The organism is Zoogloea sp. (assembly GCF_017302315.1).
Taxonomy (GTDB): domain Bacteria; phylum Pseudomonadota; class Gammaproteobacteria; order Burkholderiales; family Rhodocyclaceae; genus Zoogloea.
Map to the genome: position 1 here is coordinate 42,516 of NZ_JAFLDT010000017.1, position 13,601 is coordinate 56,116.

The following is a 13,601-nucleotide window of genomic DNA, read 5'->3' on the forward strand; positions in this document are numbered from 1 at the left end:
AATGATTTCTGAACCATTTATCGCGTGAAACGATCTGTTTTTGCAGTTGACTGATCATAATTTAATGATCTACGATCAACATAAAATGATCTCCGGCAAGCGAACGCATCGGAACAGTCGCCTTGTCGTGAAGGGAAAGAGTGGCATATGTGCCATAACATCAAGGAGATAAGTCCATGATCACCCCTGTCATGCGGATCAGCACATCGATCTACGCGAAGCTCGAGAACCTGCAACTGGGCGGCAGCCACAAGGCCCGGTCCGCACGCCAGATCATGATCGATGCGATCCGGGACGGGGACCTGACCCCGGGAATGACCGTGCTCGAGAGATCCGGGGGTAACCTGGGGATCGGTCTCGCCATCGAGGCTAACCGCAGGGGCTACCCGCTGCACCTGGTGGTCAATCTGAATTTCAGCCAGCACAAGAGGAAAATCCTCAAAGCGCTCGGGGCGGAGTTGGTCGGACTCGAGTTTTTGCGCCGAGGTCTGACGACTCTCGACACGGTGCAGGAGGTTCTGGCGCGGCAGGAACGTCCATACTTCTTCCCCGACCAGTTTCGCAACCCCGCTAATCTCGCCGCGCACGCCCTCCATACCGCTCCTGAGATTCTTAACTTCTTGGAATCGATTGCTTGCTCGTTCGATGACCAGATCGTTTTCGTCGGGGGTATTGGTACGGGCGCTTCGATCACGGCCATCGGCCGGGCGATGAAAGCCACCTTTCCGGCAACCGAGGTGGTCGCGGTCCAGCCAGAAAACGTCGACTTTCAGAACCACAGTTACGGCCCCCATTCGATCCAGGGCACCGGTGTCGCCCGTCCGCCCCTATTCGACAGTTCGATCGTCGATCGCTACGTGCCATGCAGCCACGAACAAATGCTGAGTGCCCAGCAGTGGCTTATCCGCACACAGGGCCTGTTCGTCGGTTACTCGAGCGCGGCCAACGCTCATGTGGCGCGGATCCTGGAGGACGAGTGGACCGGCCGGCGCCAACGTCGAGGCAGGCGACTCGTGATCGTGACCTTGATTTACGACTGCGGCAGCTCATACATGGGTAGTAGTTAGCATTCACCCCTTCCCGTTACGAAAATCCTGGCCACCTACCACCACAAACGGAGATTCATGATGGATTCGATCCAGCAGATCACTCGCGACCGCAAGACCGAAAAACTGTACATCCTGTCCCCGGACCTTAGGTGGGCGATTGCCACTGTGCGTGAGGTACGGCCCGACCGAGGAGTCAGGCTGGATCGCACCGTAGCCTACCCGGAAGGCGGCGGGCAGGAAGGCGACAGGGGCACAATTGAGACAACTTCCGGTCTCAGGCTGGCGTTCGATGACACGCAGCGCGGCCCCGGTCGCGTGCTGTTCATGGACGGCTTCAGCGGCGTCCATGTGGACGTCCCGATCTACCATCGCGTCACGCCCGAGGACGCGCATCACCTAGCGGTAGGCGACGAAGTCATCGTTTCGATCGATATGGACAGGCGAGCCCAACTCTCCCTGAGCCACACCGCCGCACACATCCTGTACTTGGGCGTGAAGCAAGTGCGCCCGGAAGCGGTCAACTGGGTCATCGGCTGTCATATCAGGGAGGATCAGGCCCGGTTCGACCTTCGGGTCGACGAGCGCTTCATGCCGGACGATCTGGCCAGGATGGAGGAGTTCGCCACCGAGTTCATTTGCGCGGACCATACCATCAAAATCAGGGCGCATCCCGACGAACCCGAAGCCCTTTACTGGCTCTGCAACGACGAGGTCATCCCCTGTGGCGGCACCCACGTGTCAAGAACCGGCCTGGTGGGACGTATCCGCGTGCAACGTAAGAACATCGGCAAGGGCAAGGAGAGACTGATCGCCACGTTCGGGCCGTCGGATACCGACCGGCTCGACAGAGGCGGCTGACGGCGGGCGGGTCTGCCACGCAATCCGTGGCCTCGCACTCACCCCCAAAACCGGAGAGTCGAACATGAGCAAGCTCGAAGACGACGACCTGAAGGGTCTCCACGACTACCTGCGCGACCGAACTGCGCCGTTCCGGCTGAGCCTGAGCGGACTCGGACTTGCCGATGCCGAGTTTGCACCTTACTACAATACGGCTCTGCAACTGGCCATTGGCGATCTGGATGCCATGGTGTCCACCGACCCGGCGGCCCGACGTTCGCGCTCGTACGTGTTGGCCTCCTATAGCACCTACCGGGCCGTGGTCGATTACCGGATCGGCCACCAAATCCTTCGGTTCGGCCGCGCAACGAGGCATCCCGAGATCTTCGCCGCCGAGGCGCGTAGGATTTCGGAGGACGCAAAGGCTCGATCGGGCGTGGAGATCCATCCAGCGGCACGTATCGGAGAGCGGTTCAAGATCGATCACGGCGTAGGAACCGTGATCGGAGAAGATGTCCGGATCGGCGCGCGCTGCACGCTGATGCAAAGCGTCGTCCTCGGGGCCCGCGGCACCAGCGTAATGGACGGAAAGCGGAGACACCCGACGCTGGACGACGACGTTACGGTCTGCGCGTTCGCGATGATTCTCGGGCCGATCAGCATCGGCCGGGGCTGCTTTGTTGGCCCGCACGTGGTTCTGACCCAATCCCTAAAGGACTACGAGAGTGCCCGAGTCCAGAGTTCGACGATGATCCTATCCGGGGGAGGATCCCTTGCTTTTTATGGCATCGTGCCCCACCCCCGGTTGCGGCGGCGGTGCAGGATCGATGGCGAGGATCTCCAGGGGTGGCGCCCGAGGATCGTCGATCCCCACGCGGAGAATTTCCCCGACCTCGTATCATTCAACTATTCGGTCATGGGGGACCGGATTCTAATCTCGAATGCATACCGAATTCCGGGCCGCGCCGCTCGCAAGCCCGGCCTAATGCTCACGCACCCGGACGGCGCGGCCTGCCGCCTGATTGAGCATGTCGGGTTGACCCAATTCTATGAGCGCCTCTAAAACATGAGTACACTATCTTCACCCAGGAACTTTGCAATATTTGGGGCCGCCCATGCGGGCAAATCGAGTCTGGCAGGCTTTTGCACGCTCCGGACGGGCGGCCTTAATGGGACTTGGGAATCCTTCCTGCATCATCGCCGCGTCCAATTGGGGGCTCACTTCGACGTGAAGCAGAAGTTCGCCTACATCGTCGACCGCGGCCCTGACGAACAGATCCGACAGCACGATGGCATCGGGCAGTCGAGGCGCCTGCACCCCACGACCGCGCATCTGCGCATCGACGGCCGGGACGTGCCCATCAACATGATCGATACCCCCGGGGCGCAGCACGTGGAGCGCGAGACGTATTCGGGAATGTTCATGGGTGACATGGGCATCTTCGTCGCCGAGATCAACCGGCTGCTGGAAGACGGACTGGGCGGAAACAGGGAATTCCTCGCGCAACTGGTGACATGGATCGAGTTTAAGCGACGAGCGCGATTTCTCATCGTGCTAACTAAGTTCGACCAGTGCGGATATTCGCGCGACCGTTACGACTCAGCCTTACACAAGATCGGGCAAATGCTCGAGCAATTGTTCCACGCGAGCCTTTGCTATGACGTCATTCCGACCGCCATCGACATGATCACCGAGTCCGACCAGAACGTCGTGACGCCCGCAATACAAATGCCTTGGTATAAGGGGCCGACGCTGCTCGAATGGATTCAGGATTCGATCCGCCGCCATGCCGTGCCAGCGTTCTCCGGGATGGGCAAACTCGCGTACGTCGAGGGCGAGTACCGGCGCAAGGCGCGGGAGGTCGGGGTTCCCATGCTGCTCCAGGGCAAGGTGCTAAATGGCGGATTTTCCGTCGGAGACGTCGTGAAAATTGCGCCGGTCCGGCTCGGAGATGGATCGCACGGTACGGCGACTGCTCGGATACGAAGCCTGCGGCCGCAAGGGGGCGAAATAAGGGCCAATCTGGAAGCCAATGAACTGGGCGGCTTTGCTTTGACGTCGATCCGGGGTGGCGCCGACCTGCGGCTGTGCAAGAGCACCTGCCTTTTCGGCGCTGCGGACAAGATCGCAGTGGGGCGCGCCATTGTCATGCGCCTCCAAGGCACCCACCGGCTGCCTTTTGTCGGCGAACTATTTACCCTGATTTGGTTCGGCAAACTAATTAGCTGCCACTTAGTGGGCTGCACGGGCGCTGAGAAGGAACTCCATGTCTTTGAGGCAGCAGGAGCACCGGTTGCGCTAGCCTCGCCCTTCGACGCGCCTGCGCACAACGTCTTTTACTTGCGCAGGGGCTCACAAAACGACGCACCCAAGTTTATTCCGGCAACAGTTACGCAAATCGGCGTGGTGTCCTCAATCTCGGTCACTATTCCGGATGCACTGTTGCGGGTTGGCACAAGACTTCAACGTCGAAAAATCCCGATAGAGCACATAGACGACACAAGTCTGGAAGTCAGCTGCAAAGATTCAGCCATAAACACCGTCCGGCAAATCGAGCATGCACTGCTCCATGAGGCCAGTCTGGATGTGTCGGAAGCGGAGTTAAAAAAATGCGGGAGTTATATGGCAACGGTACACCCATCCCTTCAAGGCCCCTGAACGCTCTCTCGAGTACGCGATCGATCAGTAATTCGCCCAGCGTACATGGTCGTGCGTGTTCGCGCGCATTGAATTTCAACCACCCGTGTGTGCTGAATTTTGACTACGATCAGGGTTTCTGACATAGCTCAAGAAAACGTTGATTCTTGTTTTGAGCAAGGCCATTCTATGAGCTATCTATTTTGAACCACATAGCGGTATGCCATATCTGGAGTTGTCGCCTACACGCGTCTCCACTGACAATCAAACCTGTGAGAACCCGGAACCAGTGCCGGACCATCGCGGCCCGCTACACGGTGGGCGAGTGGTGCTCCGATGATGGCGTCTCCGCCAAGGTGACTGCGACCCAGTGGACGGGGCTGGAGGTGCTCCTCGCCAAAGTCCGGGAAGGTGACGTCTTTTGGTGGCGGCGATTGATAGGCTCGGGCTGAACACCCTTGACGTGCCGAACACCGTCAAAGCCTTGAAAGCGACGGGTGCGTCCATGATCTCCGTGCGGGAGAGCGTTAGCCTGACCATCCCGCCGGGTAGGCGAATGCTCACCATGCCGGTCGCAGTAGCCGATCTGGCGTGAGAGAACACCGAAGCTCGCTACGTTCGAGCGGACCAGAGCCAAAGGCAAACGCCGGCGACGCTTGACGATGCGGACGTGGTCGCACTGCGTGCCGAGAACAATGCCGGCATCACGGCAGCGGCCGAAAACGCCGGGATTTCGTTTGCGCGTGAAACGGGGCTGCTCGAAAGGACAACGGCAAACCATAAACTCTGTGGCGATGTGGCTGGCACAATCATGCCAACCAAGCAGGGTTCTGTGTAACCCGGAGCCTAGCGAGTAGCACGATTAACGACATCAACCCGCGCCACCACTGGATTTCAAGACCCCATGAAGATCGCCACCTGGAACGTCAACTCCCTCAAGGTCCGCCTACCCCACGTGCTCGACTGGCTGGCGGCCCACCAGCCCGATGCCCTGTGCCTGCAGGAGCTCAAGTGCGAGAACAAGGCCTTTCCTCTGGCTGAAATCGAAGCCGCCGGCTATCAGGCCGTGTTCAACGGGCAGAAGACCTACAACGGCGTCGCCATCCTCAGCCGCAAGCCGCTGGAAGACGTCACCTGTGACATTCCCGGCTTTGCCGACGAGCAGAAGCGCATCATCGCCGGCACCCTCGACGGGGTGCGCATCGTGTGCGGCTACTTCCCCAACGGTCAGGCCGTGGGCTCCGACAAATTCGCCTACAAGATGGCTTGGCTGGAAGCCCTCACCGCCTGGCTGAAGACCGAACTGCAGGCTACCCCGCAACTGGTGCTGGCCGGCGACTACAACGTTGCGCCGGAAGACCGGGATGCCCACCCGGACTGGAAGGACGAGATCCACGTGTCCGTGCCCGAACGGGCGGCCTTCCAGGCCCTCATCGACCTCGGGCTGAGCGACGCCTTCCGCCTCTTCGAGCAGGAGGAGCGCAGCTTCTCCTGGTGGGATTACCGGATGGGCGCCTTCCGTCGCAACTTCGGCCTGCGCATTGACCACCTGTTGCTGTCACCTCCCCTGGTGGAAAGATGCGCGGCCTGCTACACCGACAAGGAACCGCGCAAGCTTGAGCGCCCCTCGGACCACACTCCCGTCGTTGTCGAACTCCGATGAACACAGCCCCTGCCGGCGACACCCTGATCGCCCTCTACCCCATCCTCGCCACCCTGACCGCCCGCACGCGCCAGCGCCTGCAGGCCCGTGCCCAATTTCTCGAGTTGCCGGCGGGCACCACGGTCTTCGACGAACGCCAGGCATGCCGGGGCTTTCCCTTCGTGATTTCGGGCAGCATCCGGGTGGTCAAGGCTGCCCCGAACGGGCGGGAACTGCCTCTTTACCGCGTCACGCCAGGAGAAACCTGCATCATTTCCTCAGCCTGCCTGCTTGGCCAGGCGCCTTACAACGCCCGCGGCGTCACCGAAACCGACACCACCCTGCTGGTCGTGCCCAACGAGGACTTCCAGGCCCTGCTGGGCGAGCAGGCCTTCCGCGACTTCGTCTTCCAGTTGTTTTCCGAGCGCATTGCCGATCTGATGCAACTGATCGAGGAAGTGGCCTTCCGCAAGCTCGACCAGCGACTCGCCGCCCTGTTGCTGGGCAAGGGTCAGCGCCTCCATACCACCCACCAACAACTCGCCGACGAACTGGGCAGCGTGCGGGAAATCGTCAGCCGCCTGCTCAAGGGTCTGGCAGAGCAGGGGCTGGTCGCCCTCTCGCGGGAGCAGATCGAGATCCTCGACCCCGCCGGCCTGCGCCGCCTGGCCGGCGGCTGAAGCCCCCCGGCTCTGTAACCAAGGTTACAGACGCCCCCTGGCGACAGATGCTCCAATACGCCCACCTGAACCAATGTGCCGAGGAGGCGATCATGAAAGCGAACGTGGGCGGTATCGACAAAGTATTGCGGATTGGTGGCGGCGTGGCCCTGGTAGCCTGGGCTGCCCTCCTGGGCGGACCGACCTGGGCCTGGATCGGCGTGGTGCCCCTGGCCACCGGTCTGACCGGCTTCTGCCCGGTCTACCCGCTGCTGGGCATGAACACCTGCCCGATGAAAAAGGACTGATCTCCGGCGGCTCCACCTGGACTCATCCCGGCCCGGCCCCCGACACAGAAGGGCGCCGGGCTTTTTCACGCCGCTGCGCACCCGCTGTCCCCGCAAGCGCAATCCCTTGTGCCGTGAGGCATGATCAGCACGCTAAGGCGTCTTTAAACCCGTGATCGATCAGATCGATCAAGCGGCCGGCGTGATTCGGCCGGCCACGTGATTGGCGATGCGCACAAAGGCATCCACACCCAGCTTCTCACCGCGCAGGCCCGGGTCCAGCTCCAGAGCCGCATAATCGGACTCGTCCAGGAAATCCCGCAGGGTGTTGCGCAGCGTCTTGCGGCGCTGACCGAAGGCTGCCGTCACGATCTTGCCGAGCAGGGCGTAGTCGGACGCCGCGCACTCGGCCACGGGGCGCGGCACCATGCGCACAATGCTCGACATCACCTTGGGTGCCGGACGGAAGGCGCCCGGCGGCACATCGAAAAGCCGCCCCATGTTGAAGCGATACTGCAGCATCACCGACAGCCGCCCGTACTCCTCGGTACCGGGCTCGGCCACCATGCGCATCACCACTTCCTTCTGCAGCATGAAGGTCATGTCCTTCACCTTCTCGGCGTAGTCGGCCAGGTGAAAGAGGATGGGCGTGGAGATGTTGTAGGGCAGGTTGCCGACCACCCGCAGGGGTGCGCCATCGGCGACCAGGCTGCCGAAGTCGAACTTGAGGGCGTCACCTTCGTGGATGGTCAGCTTCTCGGGGGAATGCGCCTCCTTCAGGCGGGCGATCAGGTCCCGGTCGATCTCGACCACATGCAGATGGGGCAGACGCGCCATCAGGGGTTCGGTCATGGCACCGAGGCCCGGGCCGATCTCAACCATGCGATCCCCCTCGGCGGGGCGGATCGCCTCGATGATCTTGCGAATGATGTTGGGGTCGGACAGGAAATTCTGGCCGAAGCGCTTGCGCGCGAGATGGGGTTCGCTCATCCGGGGCTTTCTCAGGAATTCTTCTTTTCCCAGGCTGCCATCGCCTCCCGGACGCGGGGCACGGCGGCAAAGCCGACCCGTTCCCCCTCGAGAATGGCTTCATGGCGCTGCTGGAAGTTGGTGGCGGGAAGGCCCTTCAGATCGGGGCGGATAACCACGTCGGCACCGGCCAGTTCGTCTCGCCCCAGGGCGCCGCCCATGATGGCGATGGTGTCGAGCAGCACGTCCAGACTGCCCTGGTTTTTCTTGCCACTGGGACGACCCGATATATCCACCGCGATGACGATGTCCGCACCAAGGCCACGGGCTTCGCGAACCGGAATCGGTGCCACCAGCCCCCCATCCACATACTCCCGCCCGTTGATGGGCACTGGTGGAAAGACACCGGGAATGGACGAGGACGCGCGGACCGCGGTGCCGGTGTTTCCCCTTTGGAAAACGATGGGCTGGCCGCTCTGCAAATCGGTGGCGACGGCGGCAAAGCGACGCTTCAAGCCCTCAATGGGCTTGTTGCCCACATGGGTGTTGATGAAGCGCTCCAGGGCTTCGCCCTTGATTACGCCCCGATCAAAGAGACTCCAGTCGGTGACGGCAGACTCATCCAGCTGGATGGCCAGTTTCTGCAGTTCAAAGGGCCCGTGCCCGGCGGCATAGAGGGCCCCGACCACCGCCCCGGCACTGGTCCCAACAATGAGATCGGGCACCAGACCCTGGGTCTCGAGAACCTTGATGACGCCGATGTGGGCAAAGCCACGGGCGGCACCCCCACCCAGGGCCAGGGCCACCCGTGGCTTGCGGGCAACGCGAGGCACTGCGGGCTGCTCGGGCTTGTGGGTCAGGTCGGCGCAGGCAGCAAGTCCAAGGGCCGCAACACCACCAAGCAACAGGCGACGCCTGCCGTTCATGCCCGGGCCATGGAAATGGCGAGCCCGACGGCAGCAAACAGGCTGCCCGGGTCTGCGCGACCTGTCCCTGCCAGATCAAGGGCCGTACCGTGATCGACCGAGGTACGGATGATGGGCAACCCCAGGGTGACATTGACGCCCCCTCCGAAGCTGGCGTGCTTGAGCACAGGCAGGCCCTGATCATGGAACATGGCCAGCACCGCATCCCCCTGTTCCAGGGTATGGGGCACGAACAGGGTGTCCGCCGGCAGGGGACCACGCAGGTCCATGCCCTCGGCGCGCAGGGCCTCCAGCACCGGGTTGATCACGTCGATTTCTTCACGCCCCATGTGGCCCCCCTCCCCCGCATGGGGGTTGAGGCCGGCCACCAGGATACGTGGTGCCACCAGACCGAAGCGGTCGCGCAGATCCGCATGCAGGATGCGCAGGGTGTCGGTGAGCAGGCTGCGGGTGATGGCCGCGGACACATCCTTGAGGGGCAGATGGGTGGTGGCCAGCGCCACACGCATACCCCCGCCCACCAGCATCATCACCACCAGTGGTGTGCCGGTGGCTTCGGCCAGGTATTCCGTATGCCCCGAAAACGGCACGCCCCCATCGCAGATGATGCCCTTATGCACCGGTGCGGTGACCATGCCGGCAAACTCCCCTGATCGGCACCCGACGATGGCCCGGTCGAGCACATCGAGGACATAGCGGGCATTGGCCGCATCCAGCCGGCCCGGGGTGACCGGACGGGCAAGCGGCACATGAAGCACCTCCAGGCTGCCGGCCCGGGGGGTGTTGCCGACCGCGTAGTCGAGAATGCGAACGGAAGGCTCCACCGCATGGATGCGGGCGGCAATCATGTTGCGATCACCCAGGACGACAAGACGCGCGGGGCAGTCAAGGCGCGGCAGGGCGGCACACAGGTCGGGGCCGATACCGGCGGGCTCACCGCTGGTGATGGCAAGGACGGGAAGCGGGGAGGGCATGGTGGGGGCGAGGCTGAAGGGGAGGAAGCGGCGCTGCTCAAGGGGTGCGGGCGACGGCGGACTGCGCCGCCCGCACGTCGGGTTCAGCGATCTTCGCTGCGGTATTCCACGTAGGCCCGGTCACGCAACTGGCGCAGCCAATCCTGGTAAGCCTCGTCGGACTTGCGCTCGCGCAGCGCATTGCGGGCGGCACCCCGCTTGCGCTCGTCGGAGACATCCTGCACACGCCGGTCTTCAACGAGGATCAGATGCCAGCCAAAGGGCGACTGCACAGGCTGGCTGAGCTCACCGGGCTTGAGGGCATCCATGGTCTGTTCAAACTCGGGAACGGTATCGCCCGGGTAGATCCAGCCCAGATCGCCCCCCTTGGATGCCGACAGGTCGGCGGAGTGGATGCGGGCCAGATCGGCAAAGCTGGCACCGCCCTGGACCACCCGCTCGCGCAGATCGACAAGGCGGCGGCGGGCGTCTGCATCGGAGACCACCTCAGAGGTCTTGATCAGAATATGACGGGCACGGGTCTGCTGGACCTGGGCGGGCACACCCGATGAGGCGCCGCCCTTGCGGTCGATCACGCGCACGATGTGAAAGCCCGCCGCGCTGCGCAGGATGGGCGTGGTCTCGCCGGGCTTGAGGCTGGCAACGGCTTCGGCAAACAGGCCGGGAAGGCGCTCGGCACTGCGCCAGCCCAGGTTGCCGCCGGTCAGGGCGTCGGGGGCATCGGAATAGCTGGCGGCCAGCTTGTCGAAGGGCTCGCCCCGCCCGATGCGGGCTGCCACGTCATCGGCCTTGGCGCGCAGGCGTGCAAGCTGCTCGGGGGTTGCCCCCTCCGGCGCCCGAAAGAGAATGTGGGAGAGGTTGTATTCATCCTGCCCCATGGCGTTCTCCGGATGGGCCAGGAAGTTGCTGACCTCCGCGTCCGACACCACGATACGGCCGTCCACCTCGCGCTCACGCACTCGGGTCAGCAGCATTTCGTTGCGCACCTCCTCCCGGAAGCGGTCCCAGGAGATGCCATCCCGCTCCAATGCCTTACGGAACTCGGTCATGGACAGGCGGTTATTGTCGGCAATACGTCCGACGGCCCGGTCCAGGGTCACGTCATCAATGCGCAGGGAGGTCTCGGCGGCCAGCTGCAGTTGCAGCCGCTCCATGATCTGACGCTCCAGTACCTGCTTCTCGAGCACCTCGGCGGCGGGCAGCGGCGTGCCCTGGCGGCTGAGCTGGCGGGTCACCTGCGCCACCCGCATGCGCAGGTCGGAACGGGTGATGACTTCGCTGTTGACCACCGCCACGATGCGATCGACCTCCACCGGCCCGTTGGCGGCGGAAGCGAGGCTGGAAATGAGGGATGCGGCAAGCAGGGAGACGATGAATTTCATGGGTCGGGGCGCGCTTTCAGAAGTCGTCGTCACTGGAGAAGGGGTTTGAGCCATCATTGATGCGGTTGTAGCCGGGAACGCTGCGCCGGAGGACATTGAGCGGGCTGGAGCCAAGGCTGCCCGCACCGTTGAATTCCAACTGGAAGAAGAAGGCACGGGTCACGTCGGTGGCGCTGGTGGTGAGATGCTGCACCACGCCACGGAACACCCAGCAGCCGGCGTTGTACTCGACGCCGGCAATGCCCTGGGTCAGGCGGTGATCGCGCAGGTTGCGGTTGTAGCGCCCCACGCCATACCAGTTACCCCACAGGGGCCATTGGCCAGTGAGGTCGATGTCGCGGAAACCGTTGGGATTGGCGGCATCGGTGGAATAGTTGCGCCGATAGCGCCAGCTCACCCCGAGGGTGCGGGCATAGCCCGGCTGGTAACGGACGCCGAAATTGAAACGCTCTGTCCAGTTGTCCCTGGGGTTGTATTGCCAGGCCGTGTCGAGCGTGGTCTTGGGCGCCAGATTGATGCCGAGGGCAGCAAGCAGATCCGCCTGCTTGCCGGTCCGCGCCGGGGTGTCCTTGTTGAGGGTGACACGCTGGTCCACCAGATAGTAGCGCTGCCCCAGGGCCGCACGCAGGGTCTCGGCCCCGGTCGCCGGGTCGATCAGGCGGCTCTGCACCGCAGTAGTGATCTGATTGGCGTTGGAGATGCGGTCACCGCCGGTGTAGACGTTCTCCGCGAAGATCTGCGCAAAGTTGAAGTCGTAAAAGCCCGTATCGAAGTTGGGAATGTTCGACTGGTCGCGGTAGGGTACGTAGAGGTAGTAGATCCGCGGCTCAAGGGTCTGCACGAAATCCCGCCCACCGAAGGTAGCCTCACGCTCGAAGGTCACGCCGCTGTCCACCGACAGGATGGGCAGGGTGCGGGTGGTGGAGTTGTCCCCCGTGCTCACCCTCCGGTCCAGCTCGTAGCGGGTGGCGTGCACCCCGATCTTGGGCGTGAAGTGGAAGGCTGCCGTCTGCAGAGGCAACGAGAGCTGCGGATAGAAGGTCAGGCGGCGGCCTTCATCCTGGGTCGGGTGGCTGAAGGCGACGAATTCGCTGGCCAACTGGAAAGTGGTACCCCCCGGCATGTCCGGGCGATTCGCCATCAACATCAACTGGGGCAGACGCTTGTAGGGCGTGCTGACGGGCGCGGCGCCGGTCTTGGGATCATCCAGGGTCTGAAAGGCTTGCAGCATGCCGGTGGCGGTCCACCAGCCGCCGCCCGCGTAGGTCACCGAGCCCTGGCGCAGCAGGTTCACCTGGGACGTCAAAGCCAGGCGCGTACTGAGGTCGATGAAGTAGCGCGGGTCGGAGACACCGTTGAAATTGATGTTGCTGGTCCAGCCACCACCGAAGTTGTGGTCATGGCGCACCGACCCCACGTAACGACTACGCCCCTCCACCTGATCCTGGGGCATGTATTCCAGGTAGGTGATGCCCCGGTAGTTCGGATTGATGTAGCGCGCCTCGTTGCGGAACTGCAGTCCCCGGCGCCCCATCAGGCGGGTGGTGAGGGTGTCGTCGTAGTTCGGCGCGAGGTTGAAGTAGTAGGGCACCGACAGATCGAAGCCGACCTTGTTGGAGGTGCCGAAGGTGGGCGACAGGAGGCCGGACTTGCGGCTCTCACCGAGGGGGAAGTCAGCCCACGGCAGATAGGCCAGCGGTACGCCCTTGAACCACAGGGTGCCATGGCGCGCCTCGCCCACTTCCGTGTCGTAATCCAGATCCAGCTCCTTGGCCTGCAGGTACCAGTCGGGGCGAGCCGGCTTGCAGCTAGTCCATGAAGCATTGGAGAAGCGGAACTGGTTTTCGCCCTCCAGCACGAGGGAATCGGCCGAGCCATGCCCGCTGATGGGCTGCTGGCTGGCGGGCAGGGCCTGACCGGGAAGCAGCGGCGCCTGGCCGGGACGCGGCGGTCGGGCGGGCCGGCTGATGGCATAGCTGGGTGAATCAAAGACCCCGGACTGTTCCTGCACCTTGATGCGGGCATGGGGACCGGTCATCTCGTCGGTGCCGCGCAGCACGCGCACATTGCCGGTGGCCTCAACCTCATCGGTGAGCTCGAAATACTGGAGGCGGTCACCATCAACGCGGGTGGCGTCGCGCAGCAGCGTGGCGTTGCCCTCGGCAACGGCATCCACATCCTGACGGCCGCTCACCCGGTCCGCGGTGATCCGGGTGGCGCCAGGCCCGGCTGCCGGGG

General features: G+C 63.1%; 14 protein-coding genes. 9 read left to right on the forward strand and 5 right to left on the reverse strand.

Annotated features, from left to right (window positions below; genetic code table 11):
- Window positions 1–176: 176 nt before the first annotated feature.
- The 9 genes from J0L98_RS07855 to J0L98_RS07890 all read left to right on the forward strand — a co-directional run bounded on the left by J0L98_RS07855 (window position 177) and on the right by J0L98_RS07890 (window position 7,133).
- On the forward strand, window positions 177–1,067 hold the full coding sequence (locus J0L98_RS07855; protein ID WP_296411095.1) for a cysteine synthase family protein: 891 nt from the start codon (window positions 177–179) through the stop codon (window positions 1,065–1,067).
- Window positions 1,068–1,124: 57 nt separating this feature from the next.
- Complete coding sequence (locus tag J0L98_RS07860; RefSeq protein WP_296411097.1) at window positions 1,125–1,907, forward strand: alanyl-tRNA editing protein; 783 nt, start codon at window positions 1,125–1,127, stop codon at window positions 1,905–1,907.
- Window positions 1,908–1,971: 64 nt separating this feature from the next.
- Window positions 1,972–2,949: a hypothetical protein gene (locus J0L98_RS07865; protein WP_296411099.1), complete on the forward strand. Its 978-nt coding sequence runs from the start codon at window positions 1,972–1,974 to the stop codon at window positions 2,947–2,949.
- 3 nt (window positions 2,950–2,952) lie between these two features.
- Complete coding sequence (locus tag J0L98_RS07870; RefSeq protein WP_296411100.1) at window positions 2,953–4,545, forward strand: GTP-binding protein; 1,593 nt, start codon at window positions 2,953–2,955, stop codon at window positions 4,543–4,545.
- A 251-nt stretch (window positions 4,546–4,796) separates the two neighbouring features.
- Window positions 4,797–4,976, forward strand: coding sequence for a hypothetical protein (locus J0L98_RS07875; RefSeq protein ID WP_296411101.1), 180 nt, complete (start codon window positions 4,797–4,799; stop codon window positions 4,974–4,976).
- A gap of 11 nt (window positions 4,977–4,987) precedes the next feature.
- Complete coding sequence (locus J0L98_RS21580; RefSeq protein WP_365954432.1) at window positions 4,988–5,119, forward strand: hypothetical protein; 132 nt, start codon at window positions 4,988–4,990, stop codon at window positions 5,117–5,119.
- 309 nt (window positions 5,120–5,428) lie between these two features.
- A complete protein-coding gene (xth, locus tag J0L98_RS07880; protein ID WP_296411102.1) occupies window positions 5,429–6,187 on the forward strand; it encodes an exodeoxyribonuclease III in 759 nt (252 codons plus the stop codon).
- Complete coding sequence (locus J0L98_RS07885) at window positions 6,184–6,846, forward strand: Crp/Fnr family transcriptional regulator (RefSeq protein WP_296411103.1); 663 nt, start codon at window positions 6,184–6,186, stop codon at window positions 6,844–6,846. Before xth ends, J0L98_RS07885 begins: the two co-directional genes overlap by 4 nt.
- A 92-nt stretch (window positions 6,847–6,938) precedes the next feature.
- Window positions 6,939–7,133 carry a DUF2892 domain-containing protein gene (locus tag J0L98_RS07890; RefSeq protein ID WP_296408765.1) on the forward strand — a complete coding sequence of 65 codons (195 nt, stop codon included), beginning with the start codon at window positions 6,939–6,941 and terminating at the stop codon, window positions 7,131–7,133.
- 168 nt (window positions 7,134–7,301) lie between these two features.
- Here the strand turns inward: J0L98_RS07890 and rsmA are convergent, their stop codons facing one another.
- From rsmA to J0L98_RS07915, 5 genes are all read right to left on the reverse strand, one after another.
- Entirely contained in the window at window positions 7,302–8,102 is an 801-nt protein-coding gene (rsmA, locus tag J0L98_RS07895; RefSeq protein ID WP_296411104.1) for a 16S rRNA (adenine(1518)-N(6)/adenine(1519)-N(6))-dimethyltransferase RsmA, read from the reverse strand.
- 11 nt (window positions 8,103–8,113) lie between these two features.
- Window positions 8,114–9,007, reverse strand: a complete 894-nt coding sequence (locus J0L98_RS07900) for a patatin-like phospholipase family protein (RefSeq protein WP_296411106.1) — start codon at window positions 9,005–9,007, stop codon at window positions 8,114–8,116.
- Window positions 9,004–9,981 carry a 4-hydroxythreonine-4-phosphate dehydrogenase PdxA gene (gene pdxA / locus J0L98_RS07905; RefSeq protein WP_296411107.1) on the reverse strand — a complete coding sequence of 326 codons (978 nt, stop codon included), beginning with the start codon at window positions 9,979–9,981 and terminating at the stop codon, window positions 9,004–9,006. Before pdxA ends, J0L98_RS07900 begins: the two co-directional genes overlap by 4 nt.
- 83 nt (window positions 9,982–10,064) lie before the next feature.
- Window positions 10,065–11,363, reverse strand: coding sequence for a peptidylprolyl isomerase (locus J0L98_RS07910; RefSeq protein WP_296411108.1), 1,299 nt, complete (start codon window positions 11,361–11,363; stop codon window positions 10,065–10,067).
- 16 nt (window positions 11,364–11,379) lie between these two features.
- The coding region (locus J0L98_RS07915) for an LPS-assembly protein LptD (protein ID WP_296411109.1) at window positions 11,380–13,601 on the reverse strand (2,222 nt) is incomplete at its 5' end.